At 15.4% G+C, this 20,469-nt stretch carries 15 protein-coding genes, 4 tRNA genes and 1 pseudogene; 10 read left to right on the forward strand and 10 right to left on the reverse strand.

Features of this window, described 5'->3' with window-relative positions; genetic code table 11:
• Window positions 1-11 precede the first annotated feature (11 nt).
• Genes N2591_RS00225 through truA form a run of 5 tightly spaced genes read left to right on the forward strand, consistent with a single transcriptional unit; the run spans window position 12 to window position 5,899 of the window.
• Entirely contained in the window at window positions 12-1,052 is a 1,041-nt protein-coding gene (locus N2591_RS00225) for a DnaJ C-terminal domain-containing protein (protein ID WP_318165955.1), read from the forward strand.
• Window positions 1,049-2,176 (forward strand): tRNA 2-thiouridine(34) synthase MnmA, encoded by a 1,128-nt coding sequence (gene mnmA, locus N2591_RS00230; RefSeq protein ID WP_318165956.1) that lies wholly within the window; start codon window positions 1,049-1,051, stop codon window positions 2,174-2,176. Before N2591_RS00225 ends, mnmA begins: the two co-directional genes overlap by 4 nt.
• Window positions 2,173-3,459 (forward strand): tRNA (N(6)-L-threonylcarbamoyladenosine(37)-C(2))-methylthiotransferase MtaB, encoded by a 1,287-nt coding sequence (gene mtaB, locus N2591_RS00235; RefSeq protein ID WP_318165957.1) that lies wholly within the window; start codon window positions 2,173-2,175, stop codon window positions 3,457-3,459. The genes mnmA and mtaB overlap by 4 nt, the downstream gene beginning before the upstream one ends.
• Window positions 3,459-5,153 carry an NAD-dependent DNA ligase LigA gene (gene ligA, locus N2591_RS00240; RefSeq protein WP_318165958.1) on the forward strand — a complete coding sequence of 565 codons (1,695 nt, stop codon included), beginning with the start codon at window positions 3,459-3,461 and terminating at the stop codon, window positions 5,151-5,153. Before mtaB ends, ligA begins: the two co-directional genes overlap by 1 nt.
• Window positions 5,150-5,899, forward strand: coding sequence for a tRNA pseudouridine(38-40) synthase TruA (gene truA, locus N2591_RS00245; protein ID WP_318165959.1), 750 nt, complete (start codon window positions 5,150-5,152; stop codon window positions 5,897-5,899). Before ligA ends, truA begins: the two co-directional genes overlap by 4 nt.
• Before the next feature lie 24 nt (window positions 5,900-5,923).
• On the opposite strand, the gene trxB is transcribed toward truA, so the two are convergent.
• Window positions 5,924-6,847 carry a thioredoxin-disulfide reductase gene (gene trxB, locus N2591_RS00250; protein ID WP_318165960.1) on the reverse strand — a complete coding sequence of 308 codons (924 nt, stop codon included), beginning with the start codon at window positions 6,845-6,847 and terminating at the stop codon, window positions 5,924-5,926.
• An 87-nt stretch (window positions 6,848-6,934) separates the two neighbouring features.
• On the opposite strand from trxB, the pseudogene rho reads away from it, so the two are divergent.
• A pseudogene (gene rho, locus N2591_RS00255) lies at window positions 6,935-8,050 on the forward strand (transcription termination factor Rho); the annotation flags it as partial.
• Here the strand turns inward: rho and lysS are convergent.
• Window positions 8,051-9,517: a lysine--tRNA ligase gene (gene lysS, locus N2591_RS00260; RefSeq protein WP_318165961.1), complete on the reverse strand. Its 1,467-nt coding sequence runs from the start codon at window positions 9,515-9,517 to the stop codon at window positions 8,051-8,053.
• A gap of 113 nt (window positions 9,518-9,630) precedes the next feature.
• Between lysS and pth the strand changes: the two genes are divergently transcribed.
• On the forward strand, window positions 9,631-10,161 hold the full coding sequence (gene pth, locus N2591_RS00265; protein WP_318165962.1) for an aminoacyl-tRNA hydrolase: 531 nt from the start codon (window positions 9,631-9,633) through the stop codon (window positions 10,159-10,161).
• On the opposite strand, the gene N2591_RS00270 is transcribed toward pth, so the two are convergent.
• The gene (locus tag N2591_RS00270) at window positions 10,158-11,222 is read right to left on the reverse strand and encodes a peptide chain release factor 1 (protein WP_318165963.1); all 1,065 of its coding nucleotides are present in this window, start codon (window positions 11,220-11,222) and stop codon (window positions 10,158-10,160) included. The two genes, pth and N2591_RS00270, sit on opposite strands and share 4 nt — an antisense overlap.
• A 3-nt stretch (window positions 11,223-11,225) precedes the next feature.
• Here N2591_RS00270 and pheS point away from each other — a divergent pair, with 3 nt between their 5' ends.
• The gene (gene pheS / locus N2591_RS00275) at window positions 11,226-12,212 is read left to right on the forward strand and encodes a phenylalanine--tRNA ligase subunit alpha (RefSeq protein ID WP_420095058.1); all 987 of its coding nucleotides are present in this window, start codon (window positions 11,226-11,228) and stop codon (window positions 12,210-12,212) included.
• Here pheS and N2591_RS00280 read toward each other — a convergent pair.
• The gene (locus N2591_RS00280; RefSeq protein WP_318165964.1) at window positions 12,205-12,948 is read right to left on the reverse strand and encodes a TrmH family RNA methyltransferase; all 744 of its coding nucleotides are present in this window, start codon (window positions 12,946-12,948) and stop codon (window positions 12,205-12,207) included. The genes pheS and N2591_RS00280 overlap by 8 nt on opposite strands.
• Before the next feature lie 45 nt (window positions 12,949-12,993).
• Between N2591_RS00280 and N2591_RS00285 the strand changes: the two genes are divergently transcribed.
• A complete protein-coding gene (locus tag N2591_RS00285) occupies window positions 12,994-14,574 on the forward strand; it encodes a S1 RNA-binding domain-containing protein (RefSeq protein WP_318165965.1) in 1,581 nt (526 codons plus the stop codon).
• A 34-nt stretch (window positions 14,575-14,608) separates the two neighbouring features.
• On the opposite strand, the gene N2591_RS00290 is transcribed toward N2591_RS00285, so the two are convergent.
• The 3 genes from N2591_RS00290 to N2591_RS00300 all read right to left on the reverse strand — a co-directional run bounded on the left by N2591_RS00290 (window position 14,609) and on the right by N2591_RS00300 (window position 15,829).
• Window positions 14,609-15,571 carry a PCRF domain-containing protein gene (locus N2591_RS00290; RefSeq protein WP_318165966.1) on the reverse strand — a complete coding sequence of 321 codons (963 nt, stop codon included), beginning with the start codon at window positions 15,569-15,571 and terminating at the stop codon, window positions 14,609-14,611.
• 4 nt (window positions 15,572-15,575) lie between these two features.
• A tRNA-Ser gene (locus N2591_RS00295) sits at window positions 15,576-15,664 on the reverse strand.
• A gap of 93 nt (window positions 15,665-15,757) precedes the next feature.
• A tRNA-Met gene (locus N2591_RS00300) sits at window positions 15,758-15,829 on the reverse strand.
• A gap of 31 nt (window positions 15,830-15,860) precedes the next feature.
• On the opposite strand from N2591_RS00300, the gene hflX reads away from it, so the two are divergent.
• Window positions 15,861-17,024, forward strand: coding sequence for a GTPase HflX (gene hflX, locus N2591_RS00305; protein ID WP_318165967.1), 1,164 nt, complete (start codon window positions 15,861-15,863; stop codon window positions 17,022-17,024).
• On the opposite strand, the gene N2591_RS00310 is transcribed toward hflX, so the two are convergent.
• The 3 genes from N2591_RS00310 to N2591_RS00320 form a co-directional block, all read right to left on the reverse strand.
• A tRNA-Ile gene (locus N2591_RS00310) sits at window positions 16,990-17,064 on the reverse strand. The genes hflX and N2591_RS00310 overlap by 35 nt on opposite strands.
• A gap of 58 nt (window positions 17,065-17,122) precedes the next feature.
• A complete protein-coding gene (gene ileS, locus N2591_RS00315) occupies window positions 17,123-20,344 on the reverse strand; it encodes an isoleucine--tRNA ligase (RefSeq protein ID WP_318165968.1) in 3,222 nt (1,073 codons plus the stop codon).
• 5 nt (window positions 20,345-20,349) lie between these two features.
• Window positions 20,350-20,421, reverse strand: a tRNA-Glu gene (locus N2591_RS00320).
• Window positions 20,422-20,469: the final 48 nt, after the last annotated feature.

The raw sequence follows: 20,469 nt of genomic DNA on the forward strand, positions 1-20,469 counted from the left end.
TATAAATAATTATGAAAGATTATTATAAAATTTTAGGAGTTTATAAAAATGCTTCATTAAATGAAATAAAACAAGCTTATAGAAAATTAGCAATTAAATATCATCCAGATAAAAATCCAAATAATAAAATTGCTGAGGAAAAATTTAAAGAAGCAGCTGAAGCTTATAGTGTATTAAGCGATCCGAATAAAAAAAAAAGGTATGATAGCAATAGAAATAATAATACATATACAGAATATAGCGAATATACAAATATGGATGATATATTTAGTAATTTTGGAGATATTTTTAGTGAAAGTTTTGAAAGTTTTACAGATTTTAATTTTACAAGAAAAAAATATAATAAAATAAAAGGAAGTAATTTAAGAATTAATTTAAAAGTTACTTTAGAAGAAATTAATAAAGGAGTAGAAAAAATAATAAAAGTAAACAGATTAAAAGTAGACAAAAATATAAAATTTAAAAATTGTTATAATTGTAATGGTACTGGAGTAGTAACTAATATAACTAAAACTTTTTTAGGAAGAATGCAAACAACTATCAAATGTAATATTTGTAATGGTATAGGAAAAGTAATATTTCCACAAAATGCTAAATTATTAATTAAATATGAAGAATTAATAAATATAAAAATACCTTCTGGAGTGACTGAAGGAATAGAATTAAAAATACAGGGTAAAGGAAATGAAGCACCTTATGGAGGTAAAACAGGGGATTTAATAATTTTAATAAAAGAAATACCACATAAAATTTTTAAGAGAAAAGGAAAGAATATATATTATAATTTATATATATCTATACCTGATGCAATATTAGGAACAGTGAAAAAAATAAAAACATTAAATGAAAATATAAAAATAAAGATTAAATCTGGTACTCAAAATGGGCAAAAAATAATATTAAAAAATAAAGGATTACCATCAATAAATGGATCAATAAAAGGAGATTTTATAATAAAAATAATAGTTTGGATACCTAAAAAAATAAATTATAAACAAAAAAAATTATTTGAAAAAATAAAAAAAGATAAAAATTTTCTGATAAATAAATGAAAAAAGTAGTAATAGCATTATCAGGAGGAGTAGATTCAAGTGTATCAGCATATTTATTAAAAAATATGGGGTATGAAGTAATAGGAATATTTATGTATAATTGGAGTAATAATAATTGTATGTGGGAGGATATAAGAGATGCTATGTTAATATCAAATAAATTAAATATTCCATTTTATGTATTTGATTTAAGAAAAGAATATAGGAAAGGAGTAATAAATTATATGTATGAAGGATATAAAAAAGGAATTACTCCTAATCCTGATATTATTTGTAATGAAAAAATTAAATTTGGTATATTTTTAAAAAAAGCATTAAAATTAAATGTTGATTATATAGCAACTGGTCATTATGTAAGAAAAAAAATAATTTATAATAATAAAAAAAAAATTTATTGTTTATTATCAGGTAAAGATGTTAAAAAAGATCAATCTTATTTTTTATGTAGATTAAATCAATATCAATTATCTAAAAGTTTATTTCCATTAGGAAATTTAACTAAAAAAGAAGTAAGAAAAATAGCATTAAAATTAAATTTTTATAATGCATATAAAAAAGATTCACAAGGTTTATGTTTTGTAGGAAAAATAAAATTAATTAATTTTTTACAAAAAAAAATAAAAAAAAAAATAGGGAATATATATTATATATCTTCTAAAAAAAAAAAAAATATTAATAATGATAATGAATATGAAAAAATTTATAATTCTAAAATAATAGGTAAACATTATGGAAATTATTATTTTACTATTGGACAAAGAAAACATTTAAATATAAAAGGATATAAATATCCTTTATTTTTATTTTATAAAAATAAAAATAGAAATATATTATATGTATGTAAAAAAAATCATAAAGAATTATATAAAAAATTTATTTTAATAAAAAAAAATACTATACATTGGATAAGAAAAAAATATATATTAAATTTAATAAAAAAAAATAAAGGAAAAATAAAGGTAATGTGTAAAATAAGATATAATCAAAATATGGAAAAAGCAATATTATATTTTAATAATTTAGGAATATTAGTAAATTTTTATAATTATCAATTTGCAGTTACTCCAGGACAATTTATTGTATGGTATATTAATAAGGAATTAATAGGATCAGGAATAATATGAAAAAAATTGCTTTTTTTACTATTGGATGTAAATTAAATTTTTCTGAAACCTCAATAATAAGTAAAAGTTTTAATAAAAAAAAATATAAAATAGTAGATTTTAAAGATTATGCAGATATATATGTTATAAATACATGTGCTGTAACTCACAAAGCGGAAAAAGATTTAAAATATAAAGTTAAATATATATTAAAAAAAAATAATAATGCATTTATTATAGCATTAGGTTGTTATTCACAAATAGAAAAAAATAAATTATATAAGATTAAAGGAATTAATTTAGTATTAGGGAATGATAAAAAATTTAATATTATTGATTATATAGAAAAAAAAAAAAATATATATTCTTGTGAATTATTTACATTACCAAACGAATATAAAGACGCATATTCAATTGAAAAAAACAGAACTAGATCTTTTTTAAAAATACAAGATGGATGTAATTATAAATGTTCATATTGTACAATACCATTAGCTAGAGGTTTATCACGTTCTAATAGTATTAAAAATATTATAAAAAATATATATAATATTTTAAATAAAGGAATAAAAGAAATAGTTTTAACAGGAGTAAATATTGGAGATTATAAATATAAGAATAAAGATTTTTTATGTTTAATAAAAGAAATTGAAAAAATAAAAAAGTTAAAAAGAATAAGAATATCTTCAATAGAACCTAATTTATTAAAAGATAATATAATTAAATTTATATCTAAAAGTAAAAAATTTTTAAATCACTTTCATATACCATTACAATCAGGAAGTGATTATATTTTAAAAAAAATGAGAAGAAGATATTTAACCAAACTATATTTAAATAAAATTAATAAAATAAAATCTATAATACCAGATGCTTGTATAGGTTCAGATGTTATAGTAGGTTTTCCAGGGGAAAATAACAAATATTTTATGGAAACTTATAATTTAATTAAATCAATTAAACTATCATATTTACATGTATTTTCTTTTTCACCGAGAAAAAACACTAAAGCATTTAAAATGAAAAATAAAATAGATAATAATATAATCAAATATAGAAGTAAAATTTTAAGAAAAATTTCTAATTTAAAAACTAGATTATTTTATAAATCTTTTTTAGGAACTAAAAGAAAAGTTTTATTTGAAAATAAAAAAAATGATTGGATATATGGTTATACAGATAATTATATTAAAGTAAAAATAAAAGGTTCTAAGAAAAATATAAATAAAATTATAAATGTAATGTTAGAAAAAATAGAAAATGAAAATAATAAAAATATAATAATAGGAAAAATTTTAAAATAATGATAAAAAAATTAATTATTAATTTATCAAAACAAATAAATAAACATAATTATAGATATTATATACTAAATAAACCTATAATTTCAAATTATGAATATGATAAACTATTAAAAAAATTGATAAAATTAGAAAAAAAATATAATTTTATTTATAAAAATTCTCCAATTAAACAATTTAATAAAAATTTATTAAATAAAAAATTTAAAGTTACTAAACATTATTTTAAAATGTTTTCTATAAAAAATGTATATAGTAAAGAAAATATGAAAATATGGAAAAAAAAAATTGATAAAAAAATAGGAAAAAAAAATAATTATATATGTGAATTAAAATATGATGGAATAGCAATGAGTTTAATATATAAATATGGAAAATTAAAAAGTGCTATTACTAGAGGAGATGGGAAATATGGCAATGAAGTAATTAATAATATTTTATTTATAAATAATATAAAAAAATATATAAAAAAAATAAAAAATATAAAAATTTTTAATATTAAAGGTGAAATAGTTTTTTCTAAAAAAAATTTTAATATTATAAATAAAATAAATAAAAAAAAATATTCTAATCCAAGAAATGCAGCTAATGGAACTATACATAGTAAATATTATAATAAAAATATAAAATATTTAGATTTTATACCATATAGTATATATACTAATGATAATAATTTAAATATTAATAATCAATTAAAATCAATTAAATTAATAGAAAATTTATATTTTAAATATCCAAAAAAATCTTATAAATTATGTAAAAGTAGTAAACAAATCATAAATTATATATCATATTGGGAAAAAAATATATCTATATATCCTTATCCTATAGATGGAATAGTAATTAAAATAAATGATTTAAATATTCAAAAACAATTTAAATATAATAATATTTTTTATAAATGGTGTATAGCTTATAAATTTAAAGATAAAGAATTAATTACTAAAGTTAAAAAAGTAAAATTTAATGTTGGTAAAAGTGGAATAATTGTACCAGTAGTTTATTTTAAACCTATTTATATAAATGGTACAATAATAAAAAAAGCTTCATTATATAATAGTAATATTTATAATAAATATAATTTATCAATAAATGATAAAATAATAATTAAAAAATCAGGAAATATAATACCTAAAATAATTAAAAATATAAATATAAATAAAAATAAAAATAAAAAAATAAATTTTACTTTATATTGTCCTAGTTGTAATAAATTATTAAAAAAAAAAAATAATATTTTAATTTGTAAAAATGATAAAAAATGTAAAAAACAAATAATTGAAAAAATTAAACATTTTATTAGTGCAATGAAAATAAAAATTAATAATAATATTATTAATAAATTATTTGATAATAATAAATTAAATAATATTACTGATTTATATAATTTAAATAAAAATGATTTTTTACTTATTTATGTAAAATCTAAAGTTTATATAAGAATTTTAAATGAAATTAAAAATTCTAAAAAAAATAATTTAAATAATTTTTTATTTTCTTTATGTATTCCTAGTATTGGAAAATATATTTGTAAAAAAATTGAAAAAAAATATAAAAATTTATATAATTTATTAAAAAATATTAAAAAAAATAATATAAAATTTTTAGGTAAAAATATAGAAAAAAATATAAAAAAATATTTTAATAAAAATAGTTTAATTATTAAAAAATTTATAAAATTAGGTTTTAAAATATGAGATATTTTATAAAATTATCATATAATGGTTATTATTTTAAAGGATGGCAAAAACAAAATAATAATAATTTAACTATTGAAGAAGAAATTGAAAATAAAATTTCTATTATTTTAAATAAAAAAATTAATATAATAGGTGCCAGTAGAACTGATAGTGGAGTACACGCAAAATTAATGTTTGCTCATTTTGATTATAAAAATACAATTAATAAAAAACAATTTCTATATAAAATAAATTTATTAATTTCTTCTTATATAAAAATTTATGATTTATTTAAGGTTAAAACTAATGTACACGCTAGATTTAGCGCAATATATAGAATATATAAATATATAATAGGTTATAAAAAAAATCCATTTTATAAAAATTTATATTGGTATTGGAAATATAAAAATAAATTAAATATTAATTTAATGAATAAAGCAATTAATATAATAATTAATAGAAAAAATTTTATTTTATTTTCAACTACTAATAAAAAATTAAATAACTATAATTGTAATATATATTATGCTTATTGGAAGAAAAAAAAACAATATATTTATTTTATTATAAAATCTAATAGATTTTTAAGAAAAATGGTAAGATTTATAATTTCAATATGTATAGAAATAGGTTTAAAAAAAATTACTATATATGATTTAAAAAATAAAATAAAAAATAAAAATATTTTTTTTAATATTAATATTCCCCCATATGGTTTATATTTAAAAAAAATAAAATATAATAAAAATATTTTATTATAAATATGCATATTAAATATTTTAAATTTAATATTTTAAAAGATATTTTTCAACATCTAAAGCTGCCATACATCCAGATCCAGCCGATGTTATAGCTTGTCTATATTTTTTATCTTGTACATCACCAGCAGCAAATATTCCAGGTATATTAGTTTTTGTAGATTTATTTTTAGTAATTATATATCCGTTTTTATCCATTTTAATTTTATTTTTAAATATTAAAGTATTTGGATAACTTCCAATTGCTATAAATACACCTGAAACTTTAATTTTTATTATTTTATTATTTAAATTTAATAAATTAATATATTTTAATTTTTTATCACCTAAAAAATTATTTATTTTTTTATTAAATAATATTTTTATATTTTTTATTTTATATAATATATTTTGTAAATATTTTGAAGCTTTTAATTTATTTTTTCTTACTATTAAATAAATTATTTTACATATTTTAGATAATAATATACTATACTCTAATGCTGTTTCTCCTCCTCCAATAACAGCTACTATTTTATTTTTATAAAACATTCCATCACATATAGCACAATATGATATACCATAACCTAAATATTTTTTTTCATATTTAATATTTAAAGATTTAGGTAATGAACCAGTAGCAATTATTACTGATTTTGTAATTATTTTTTTATTTTCTTTAGTATACAAAAAATGTAATTTATTATTATTAAATGATACTTTAAAAATTTTATTAGTTTTTATTATTGTACCAAATTTTATAGCTTGTTTTTTCATTTCTGACATTAATTTTATACCTAATATACCTTTAGAAAATCCTGGATAATTTTCAACAATTTTTGTATTTACTAATTGTCCACCTGGTAAATCACCAGTGTATAAATAATGTTTAATATTAGATCTAGCTAAATATATAGCAGAGGTATATCCTGCTGGTCCTGAACCGATTATTACACAATCTATAATTTTCATTTTATTAATTTAAATATATATTTATTATATATATATCATACAATCAATTAACTTAAAATGTTATTTAATAATAATGATAATGAAATATTTGAAATAATAATTGAAGGAGTTTTAGAAATAAATAATGAAAATTATGGCTTTTTAAGATCTTCAGATTTTAATTATATTACTTCACCTGATGATATTTATGTATCTAAATCACATATTAAATTATTTGAATTGAAAACAGGTGATACTATTAACTGCAAAATTAGACCTCCTATAAATGGAGAAAAATATTTTCAATTAGTAAAAGTAATAAAAATAAATGGTATATCACCTTCTAAAACTATTGATAGATTAACTTTTGAACATTTAATTCCTCTTTTTCCTAATGAAAAATTTAATTTATCAGGAAAACAATCTTCTATATCAACTAGAATAATAGATTTATTTTCACCTATTGGTAAAGGTCAAAGAGCATTAATTGTTGCACCTCCTAAAGCAGGAAAAACTAATTTATTAAAAGATTGCGCTAATTGTATTGATAAAAATCATCCTGAAGTTTATCAAATAATATTATTAATAGATGAAAGACCTGAAGAAGTAACAGATATGAAAATAAATGTTAATGGGGAAGTAATTTCATCAACATTTGATGAACATCCTGAAAAACACGTAAAAGTAGCAAATATAGTTTTAAATAAATCTATGAGAATGGTTGAATGTGGTCATGATGTTGTAATTTTATTAGATTCTATTACTAGATTAGCAAGAGCTTATAATAGTATTACTCCTACTTCAGGAAGAATATTATCAGGTGGAATAGATTCAAATGCTTTACAAAAACCTAAAAGATTTTTTGGATCAGCTAGAAATATTGAAAATGGTGGTTCTTTAACTATAATAGCAACTGCAATGATTGAAACAGGTTCTAAAATGGATGAAGTAATTTATGAAGAATTTAAAGGCACTGGTAATATGGAATTACTATTAAGTAGAAAAATAGCAAATAAAAGAATTTTTCCAGCTATAGATTTAATTTCATCAAGTACTAGAAGAGAAGAATTATTATTTGATAAATATACTTTTGATAGAATGTCAATTTTAAGAAAATATATATCAAATATAAATTCTATAGACGCAATAGAATTAATAAAAGAAAAATTATTAATTACTAAAAGTAATAAAGAATTTTTAGATTCTATTTCTATAAATAAATAATTATTTCATTTGTGGAAATAAAATTACTTCTTGTATATATTCATTATTAGTAAATAATGCTATTAATCTATCAATTCCTATTCCTATTCCAACAGTAGGTGGCATACCAATTTTTAACGCTTTTATAAAGTCTTTATCAATAATTTTTTTATTTTGTTGTTTAAATCTATATAATTGTTCTATTGGATCATTTAATTCTGAATATGCATTAGCTATTTCTTTTCCATTTATATATAATTCAAATCTTTCAGTTAATTTATTATTATTATTTTTACATTTTGCTAAAGGACTCATATATTTAGGATAATCTGTAATAAATATAGGTTTTATAATATTTTTTTTACAATAAGTATCAAATATATTATCAATTAATTTTTCTTTTTTATTTATATCAATATTTAATTTTAACATTTTACTAATTTTTAATAATTCTTTTAATGATAATTTTTCGTTAATATATAAATTGGTTTTTTTATTTATATAATCAAATAATTTTATTTTTTTTATTTTTTTTGAAAAATCTATAATTTTATTATTTATATTAATTGTATATTTATTAAAAGTTTTTTTACAAATATATTTTAATAATTTTTGTAAAAAATTCATCATCCATTTATAATTTTTATAAGCAACATAAAATTCTAAAATAGTAAATTCAGGATTATGAGTTTTATCTATACTTTCATTTCTAAAATTTCTTGAAAATTCATAAACCCCTTTAAAACCACCAACTATTAATCTTTTTAAATATAATTCATTAGAAATTCTTAAATATAAATATTTTTTAAATTTATTATGATAAGTAATAAAAGGTTTAGCATTTGCACCACCAGGAATATTTTGTAATATTGGTGTATCTACTTCAATAATATTATATTTATTTAAAAATTTTCTTATATTTTTTATAATTAATGATCTAATAATAAATATTTTTTTTATATTTTTATTTACTATAAGATCGATATATCTCATTCTATATCTTTTTTCTTTATTATTAAATTTATCATATATTTTATTATTTTTAGTTTTTACATTAGGTATAGGATAAATACATTTAGATAATAATATTATTTTTTTTACTAATACAGTATATTCTTTTACTTTTGTTATAAATAAATTTCCTTTTATATATATAATATCACCTATATCTAAATATTTTTTAAATAAATAAATATAATATTTATGAAATTTATATTTTTTATTTAAATTATTAATATTATAATATAATTGTATTTTTTTTTCACTACTATCTTTTATATCTATAAAAGATGAAGATTTCATATTTCTTATACTTATTATTCTACCTGAAATTAATATTAAATCTTTATTTTTAATAATTTTTTTTTTATTTTTTAATAATAATTTTATATTATAATTTATTTTATATCCTTTAGAAGGATACGGATTAATACCTAATAATTTTATATTATTTAGTTTATCTAATCTTATTTTTTCTTGTTCTGACATAATATTATTATAATAAATTAATATTTTAAGTATTTAATTTTTAAAGGTATAAAAATTTATATATTACTTTAAATTAAAAATATTATATAATTAATTTATATTTATAAAAAAATATGAATAATAAATTTTTAATAGTTGGTTTAGGCAATAAAAATAAAATTTTTAAATATACTAGACATAATATAGGAAAATTAATAGTAAATAAATTAATATTAAATAAAAATAATATTTATTTAAAAAATTTATATGGAATAATATATAAAAGATATTATTATAATACAAAATTATTATTCTTATTACCTAATTTTTATATGAACGAAATTGGTTTATCAATAAAATATTTTTTTAAAAAATATAATATAAATATTAATAATTTAATAATAATTTGTGATGATATTTATATAAAATTTGGTAAAATAAAAGTAAAAATTAAAGGTGGTTCTGGTGGACATAATGGATTAAAAAGTATAGAAAAAACATTTAAAAAAAATAATTATATAAGAATAAAAATTGGTATTGGTCATAATTTTAAATATGGTAATCAAAAAAAATATGTATTAGAAAAAATAAATAATAATGATTTAAAATTATTATATAATAAAATATATATTTTAGTATACAATAAAATAATTAATATAATTTAATATTTATTATAAAATTTATTTAAATAATTAATTAATTTATCGATTTCACCATTCATAATATTATCTAAATTGTATAATGTAATTTTTATTCTATGATCAGTAACTCTATTTTGAGGAAAATTATAAGTTCTTATTTTTTTAGATCTATCACCAGTAGAAATTAATAATTTTCTTTTATTTTCCATATTTTTTTTTTTTTTAAAATAAATAAATTGATATAATTTAGTTTTTAATATTTTCATAGCTTTATTATAATTTTTATGTTGTGATCTTTCTTCTTGACATTCTACAATTATATTAGTTGGTAAATGTATTAATCTAACAGCTGATTCAGTTTTATTTACATGTTGTCCTCCAGCTCCACTAGATCTAAAAGTAAATCTTTTTATATCAGATGATTTAATTTGTATATTAATTTCATCTAATTGAGGTAAAACAGCAACAGTAATTGCAGAAGTATGTAATCTTCCTTGTGTTTCAGTTTTAGGTATTCTTTGAACTCTATGAACACCAGATTCATATTTTAAATAATTATATATTCCTTTTTTATTAACATTTAATATTACTTCTCTATACCCATCATTAGATCTATTAATATTTAATATTTCATATTTTATATTTTTTTTTTTAAAATACATTATATACATTCTATAAATATCTTTAACAAATAAACAAGCTTCATATCCACCTGTACCAGAACGTATTTCGATAATTGCCGCATAATCATTATTATAATTATTATTATTTAATTTGTTAATAAAAAAAATTATTGATTTTTTTATAATTTTAATATTATATTGTTTATTTTTAATATTATTATTAATTTCTAATAAAAAATTTTTATCATTTTTTATATTTTTAAAAAATTTATAAAATTCTTCTATGTCTTTTTTATTAATTTTATATTTTTTATATAAAAATAATAAATTATTTATATATTTATAAATTTTATTATTATATTTAACTTTAAAATATTTTATTTTTCCAATAATAAAATTATAAATATTTATATTTTTATTAATAATATTTTTTATTTTATTATTAAACTTATATTTTTTCATATAATGAATTTAATAAAAATAATTGAAAAATATATAAATAAAATAAAGTATAAAAAAAACAATTTAAATAATTTAGAAATTAATAATATAAAAAAAAAATATTTAAGTAAAAATGGAATAATAAATAAATTGTTAATAAATTTAAAAAATATAAAAGATAAATATAAAAAAAAAACTGGAATTAAAATAAATTATTTAAAAAGTGAAATATTAAATATAATAAATAATTATAATTATAATAAAAATAATAATAACAATAATAATAATAAAATAGATTATGATTTTTTTTATATTAAAAAAAATAAATATAAATTAGGTTCAAAAAATCCTATTTATTTAATTAAAGAAAAAATTAAAAATTTATTAATTTATTTAAATTTTAAATTTATAGATAATAAAGAAATAGAAAATGATTGGTATAATTTTACTGCTTTAAATTTTACTAAATATCATCCTTCTATAAATATGCAAGATACATTTTTTATTAAAAAAAATATTTTATTAAGAACACATACCTCTTCTATACAAATAAGATATATGATAAAAAATAAACCACCAATTAAAGTATTTACTTATGGAAAAGTATATAGAAATGAATCAATATCAAAATCGTCATTTAATATGTTTCATCAAATTGAATTATTATATATTAATATAAATGTTTCTATTATAGATTTAAAAAATATTATATTATATTTATTGAAAAATTTATTTTATAATAAATATAAATATAGATATAGAATATCTTATTTTCCTTTTACAAAACCTAGTTTTGAAATTGATTTATATTATAACAAAAAATGGGTAGAAATTATTGGGTGTGGGTTAGTAAATAAAAAAGTATTAAATAATGTAAATATTAATTATAATAAATATTCAGGTTTTGCATTAGGATTAGGAATAGAAAGAATAGCAATGATATATTATAATATAAATGATATAAGAGAATTATTTAAGAATGATATAAGATTTATAAAACAATTTAAATAATTAAATTTCTATTAATTTCATATAAAATAATTCCACATGCAACAGAAACATTTAATGATGAAATTTTTTTACTAATTATAGGAATTTTAATTTTATAATTAGATAATGATAATAAATTTCTTGAAATCCCTTTTTCTTCATTACCAAAAATTAAAGCAAATGAGTTTATATTTTTAAAAAAATTTATACAATTATTATTAGATTTTTCTGTAATAGATATTATTTTAATATTATTTTTTTTTAAATATTTGATAGTATTTACTATATTATTAACTTTACATATATTTATTTTAAATATAGCTCCTGAAGATTTTTTAATAATTTCTGGATTAAAAAGATAAATATTTTTTGGAATTATAATTAAGTTAATATTTAAACACACACAACTTCTAATTATTGATCCTATATTTTTTGTATCTGTAATATTATATAATATTAATATTTTTAAGTTATTATTATAATTAATTTGATTTAATATAATAGTTTTTATAAAAGATATATAAGCTATTATACCTTGGTAATTAATTCTTTTATTATTTTTAATATTAATTATATTTTCAATATTATTTTTATTTAAAAATTTAATAGAAATATTTTTATTCTTAATATAATTTATTAAATTAGAATATTTATAAATTTTATTTTTATCAATAATAATTAATAATATTTTAATTTTATTAGAGTTTATTGCTTCTTTAATTGTATGATATCCATATATTAAAATATTTTCTTTCATATATAATAATTTTAATTAATAAAAATTATTAATATAATAATAAAAATGAATAAAAATTTGTTAAAATTAGATAAAAGATATAATAGTTTTAAAAAATATTTAAATAATTTAAGAGTAATAAATGAAAATAATATATATATAGGAAAAATAATAAATATATTTAAAGATGAAGATTATGTAATAATTAATTATGGTGGAAAATTTGAAGGTATTATACCGTTAAATGAATTTAAAAATAAAAAAATTAAAATAGGAGATAAAATACGTATAATAATTTTAAAATTAGATTATAATGGGAAATGTATAATATCATATAAACAGTATAAAAAATTTAAATATTGGATAAAAATAATAAATGATTATAAAAAAAAAAAAATATTAAAAGGTACAATAGTAAATAATACTAAAGGTGGTTTAATAATAAAATTATATAATAATATATTAAGTTTTTTACCAGGTTCTCAAATAGATATAAACTATATAAAAAATTATGAAAATTATGTAGATAGTACTATAGATGTACAAATATTAAATATTAATTATAAAAATAATAATATAATAGTTTCACATAAAATATTAATTGAACAAGATATAGAAAATAAAAAATATAATTTAATAGTAGGTTTTCATAAAGGAAAAATAGTATCTGGCAAAATTACTTATATAACATCTTATGGAGCTTTTGTTGATATAGATAATTTAGAAGGATTATTACATGTAAAAGATATTAAAAAAGATCAATTAAAAAAATTAAAAATAGGACAAGTATATAAATTTATTGTTTTAAGGGTAGATAAAAAAATATTTAGAATACATTTAGGGTTAAAAAATAAAAAAAAATGTAATTTAAATTTATTAATAAAAAATAATAAAATTAAAATAGGTAGCATAATAAATGGTATAGTTAATATAATAAATGATTATGTAGTGTATGTAACAATTAAAGAAGGAATAGAAGGATTATTACATTTATCAGAAATATCATGGTTTAATCAATATAAATCAGCTAAAGATATTATAAAAAAAGATGAAAAATTAAAATGTAAAATAATTAATATAGATGAAAATGAACAAAAAATATATTTAAGTTTAAAACAATTACATAAAGATCCATTCAATAAATTAATAAAAAAATATAAAATTGGAACAATACATAAAGGAAAAATAATAAAAAATAATTTAAAACTAAAATTAAAAAAAAAATTTAATTGTTTTTTTAATTTATTAGACAAAGAATTATATAACGATAAAATAAAATTTATAGTTTATTATATAGATACTAAAATTAGAATAATATTTTTAACTACTAAAATAATTAATAAAAAACTATGGAAAAAATATAAAACTATATATAAAGTAAATACAATACATAAAGGACAAATAAAATATATTTATAAAAATTACTATTTTATAACAAATAAAAAACATGAAAATTTAATTTTACTTATGAATATTGAAAATAAAAAATATAATATTAATAATACATTAAATTTTAATGTATTAAATATTAATTATCCAAATATTATGGTATTTCCTTTTTTACAAAACTCTACTTTTGGTGATTTTAAAGATTTAACATTAATAAAAAAATTATTAGAAGACGTTGAAAATAAAGAAAATAAATAATTATTTAGAAAATAATAAATAATTTATATAAATTTTAATTTAAATTAATTATATAATTATTAATATAATAATAAATAATTTCATTAAGATTTCCATTTATAATTTTTTCAATATTTTTAGTTTTATAACCAGTTTTTAGGTCTTTTATTAATTTATATGGATGCATAATATAATTTCTAGTATGTGATAAAATATCTTGTTTATTATTATTATCTTTATCAATAAATTTATTAAATAATTTATATTTTAATAATTTAATAGCATATTTTTTATTAATTATTTGGGATCTAGTTTTAGTACATTCTACGGTAATATTAGAAGGAATATGTTTTATTCTTACACCTGTTTCTACTTTATTTACATTTTGTCCACCTGCTCCACTTGATCTAAATGTTTTAATAATTAAATCCTTATTATTAATTTTAATATTATAATTTTTTTTTATTAAAGGATATATATAAACATAAGCATAAGAAGTTTGTCTTTTATTAAGTTTATTAAAAGGGGATTTTCTAATTAATTTATGTATACCGTTTTCCCCATGTAAATAACCATAAGCATATTTATTATTAATTTCGATTAAAGAAGATTTTTTATTATTGTCTTTAATAGAATTAATAATTTCATAAGAAAAATTATTTTTTTTTGCCCACATTATATACATTCTTTCTAGTATTTCCACCCAATTATTACTATCTTTGCCACCAATACCAGTCTTTATTTTTATTAAAGCATTTAATTTATACTCTTTAGTGAATATTATTTTTTTTAATTTATCTATTTGTTTATAAATTTTTTTTTTATATATATTAATTTCATATTTTATGTTGTTATTATCAAATAAAGAATATAATAATTTTATATTTTTATTTATTGACATAATAATATTATAAATATTTATTATTTTTTTATGTTTATTTAATTTTATTAATTTTTCTATATTTACTATATTTTTTATATTATTTATTGTAATATTTATATCGTCATTTATAAACATATTACGGAGAGAGAGGGATTCGAACCCCCGTAAGAATTAATATTCTTAAACGGTTTTCAAGACCGTCGCATTTAACCACTCTGCCATCTCTCCTTCACCTGTTATAATTATGTATTATATTATTTTAAATAATAAATAGATTTGTATTTATTATTTTATTAATATTTAATAAATAATTAGTTCATGTGACGTAAGGGGGAGTTGAACCCCCGACATTTGGGTTATGAGACCAATACTCTACCACTGAGTTATTACGTCTTTACTTTATTTATAATATAATAATAATAAAATGTATAATAAAAATATATTAATAGGAGTATTTAAAAATTATAAAAAAAATTCTGTTGAATATTTAAATGAATTAGAAAATCTTTTAAAGGTTTTTAATGGTAAAGTTAAAAAAAAATTTTTACAAAGAAGATTAAAACCACATAATTTAACATATGTGGGGAAAGGTTTTTTAAAAAAAGTAGCTTTATATGTAAAGGAAAATTTAATAGATACTGTAATATTTGATGATGAATTAACATTAAGTCAAATAAAAAATATTGAAAAAGAAATAAAATGTATAATTTCTGATAGAACAAAATTAATATTAGATATTTTTTTCTATAAAGCAAAAACTTCATATTCTAAAATGCAAATTAAATTGGGTCAATATGAATATTTATTACCTAGATTAACTCATATGTGGAGTCATTTAAAAAGACAAAAAGGTGGAATTGGATTACGTGGACCAGGTGAAAAAGAAATTGAAACAGATAGAAGATTAATAAAAAAATCAATTTTGATATTAAAAAGAAAAATAAATAAATTAAATTATCAATTATTAATTCAAAGAAAAAGAAGAAAAAATAAACTATCAATATCATTAATAGGATATACAAATGTAGGAAAATCTACAATAATAAGTAAATTAACAAACAATCAATTAGTGATTGATAATAAATATTTTACTACTTTAGATACTAAAGTAAATAATTATTATTTTAAAAATAAAAAATATTTAATGGTTGATACTATAGGTTTTATAAGAAAAATACCAACAACATTAATAGAATCATTTAAATCAACTTTATTAGAAATTAAATATTCTGACTTAATTTTACATATTGTTGATATATCATCTAATTTTGTAATAGAAAAAATTTTATATATAATGAATTTTTTATTAAAATTAAAATTAATAAATAAAAATATTATTATTGTATTTAATAAAATTGATAAAATAAAAAATTTTAATTTATTATATATTAAAAAATTATTTAAAAGTAAAAATAAATATTTATTATTTAAGAATAATTATATTTATTATATTTATAAAATAAATAATATAATATATAAAAAAAAAATAAAATACATATTATTTACTAAAATTAATAATATATATATTAATAAATTAAAAGAATTTATTTTAATGGTCTCGGCTGGATTTGAACCAGCGACCTCTTGATTATGAGTCAAGTGCTATAACCAAACTAAGCTACGAGACCTATTTATTATATTAATATAATTAATAATAATAAAATAAATAATATATTAATATTTAATTTATTTTATAATATCAAAATATATTTTATTATTATTATAACTAATAAAATATTTATTATTAGTATTTTTATAAATTATTTTATTAGTTAATGTTTCTTTACTAATTATATAATAATATTTTATAAATAATTTTAATATATAATTTTTAATATTTTTATTAATAATTATATTAATTTTATCAGTAAAATAATATTTTTTTTCTTTTCTTAAAATTTGAATTTTTCTTATAAAATCTCTAATAAAACATTCATTTTTTAAATCATTAGTTATTTTAATATCTAAAATAATTATTATGTTATTATTAGAATACATAATAATATTTTTATTTATATTTTCATGTGTTATAAAAATTTCATTTATTTTTATTTTTATTTTATTATTTTTTATATTTAAATATATATATTTTTTTTTATTAAATTTTTCAATTTCTTTTTGAGTTAATTGATTTAATAATTTATAAATATTATTAATATTATTTTTATATTTTGGCCCTAATTTTTTATAATTTAATTTAATTTTTTTTTTTATATATTTATTAATTTTATTAATATTTATAAAATTAATATTTTTAATATTTACTTCATTATTTAATAAATTTATAATTTCTTTATTATTTAAAAATTTTTTATTATGTTTATTTTTTACTATATATACATTATTTAAAGGTTGTCTAACTTTTATATTTTTTTTTTTTCTTAAAGATAATATAATACTAGAATATTTTTTAATATATAACATATTATTTTCTATAGATTTATTAATATATTTATTTTTATATTTTGGAAATGATTGTAATATTATATTAATTTTATTTTTTTTTTCAATATAATATAATTTTTTATTTAAATATTCCATAACAAATGGAGATATTGGATAAGATATTTTAAATATTTTTTTTAAACATATATATAAAATATTATAAGCTGATATTTTATCATTATCATATTTTTTTTTCCAAAATCTTTTTCTTGATAATCTAATATACCAATTACTTAAATCATTAATTACAAAATTATATATATTTCTAGCTATATAAGTAATATTATATAATTTATAATATTTATAAGTTTTAAATAATAATTTATTAAGTTTTGATAATATCCAATAATCAATATACTTTTTTTTATATTTATCTTTAATATTAAAATTATCAATTTTAGAATAATTATAAAAAAATCTAAATATATTATATAAGGTATTAAAGAATTTATTTTTTATTTTATTAATATTATTAATATTAAATTTTAAGTTTTTCCAAGGTAAATTATTATAAACCATATACCATCTTATACAATCAGGACCATATTTTTTAATTATTTTAAATGGATCTATTGTATTTCCTTTACTTTTTGACATTTTTTTACCATTTTTATCTAAAATTATACCTAATGGTAATACATTTTTATAAGATATAGAATTTGAAATTATAGTAGATATAGTATGTAATGTAAAAAACCATCCTCTTGTTTGATCAATGCCTTCTGTAATAAAATCATATGGTAATATAATAGTTTTAGTTTTAAAAGGAAAATAATGTTGAGCATAAGGTGAAACACCTGAATCAAACCATACATCAATTACATCAGGTTCTCTATACATTTTATTATTAGTTTTAGAAGATAAAATAATTTTATCAATAAAATGTTTATGTAAATCAATTTTTTTATTTATTTTTAAAGGATTGTTTTTCATAAAACCTAATTTTATTGATTTTTTAATTTCTTTATTTAATTCTTTTAAAGAACCTATTACTAAAAATTCTTTTTCATTTTTAGTTCTCCATATTGGTAATGGAGTTCCCCAAAATCTAGTTCTTGAAATATTCCAATTTTTTATATTTTTTAACCAATTTTTAAATTTATTTTTTATAAAATTAGTAGAACACCAATTAATAGTATTACTTAATTTGATTAATTTATTTTTTATTTTATTTAAATTTATAAACCATGATTTTATTGGATAATATATAATAGGTTTATTTGTTCTCCAGCAATGTGGATATAAATGTTTATATTTTTTTATTTTAAAAATTTTATTTTTTTTTTTTAAATATTTAATTATAATTTTATCAACTGAAAATTTATTATTTTTATAATATTGTTTTTTTATATATTTGCCACCTAAACCTAATGGTACTTGTTTAATATATTTGCCATTATTATCTACAATATTATAGAAATTATCAATATTATTAATTTTAGCTATTTCATAATCTTCTTTTCCATAATTTGGGGCTATATGTATAATTCCTGTTCCAAGTTTTTTATTGATAATATTTAAGGTATCATTTATAATTAAAAAAATTTTATTTTTATTATTCTTTTTATATAAAGGTTTAAACCATTTTATTAATTGTTTATATTTTAAACCAATTAATTTTTTACCTAAAAATTTTAATAATATTTTATATTTTTTATTTTTTAATACTTTTTTAATCGAATATTTAGATAAAATAATATTAATATATTTTAATTCATATATATTATATACTTTTACTAAATAATAATACATATCATGTTTTACCAATAAAGCAGAATTAGATGGTAAAGTCCATGGTGTTGTAGTCCAAGCTAATAAATATATTTTATAATAATTAAAAAATTTATTATTTTTTAATTCAAATAAAACATATATTGAAAAATCAATAATTTTTTTATGAGTATATGGAAGATTAAGTTCTTGATAACTTATAGGGGTACCTGCTATAGGTGAATATGGTAATACTTTATATTCTTTATATAATAATTTTTTATTATATATTTTTTTAATTATCCACCAAATACTTTCTATATATTTATTAGAATAAGTAATAAAATAATTTTTTTTATTAAAAAAATAACCAATATAATTTGTAAATTTTTTCCATATAATTAAATTTTTTTTTATAAATTTTTTACAATATTTATTGAATAATTTAACAGTAATTTTTTTACCTATATCTTTTTTTTTTATTTTTAATTGTTTTTCTACTTCTATTTCAATAGGTAAACCATGAGTGTCCCAACCAATTTTATATATTACTTTATAATTATTCATTGTATAAAATCTATATATTATATCTTTAATTATTCTAGCAAATATATGATGTACACCTGGTTTTCCATTCATTGAAGGTGGACCATCTAATATAATAAATTGTTTTTTATTTTTTCTATAATAAAATAACAAATTTTTTTTTTTCCATTTATTAAATATTTTTTTATAAATTTTATATAAATTCACAATATTAGCCCATAGGGGAATTGAACCCCTCTTTCCAGAATGAAAATCTGACGTCCTAACCAATAGACTAATGGGCTATAGATATATAATATTTAATTTATATATTAATTTATAATATTACAAAT

The sequence above is a fragment of the Candidatus Shikimatogenerans bostrichidophilus genome, from assembly GCF_033370915.1.
GTDB lineage: Bacteria > Bacteroidota > Bacteroidia > Flavobacteriales > Blattabacteriaceae > Shikimatogenerans > Shikimatogenerans bostrichidophilus_M.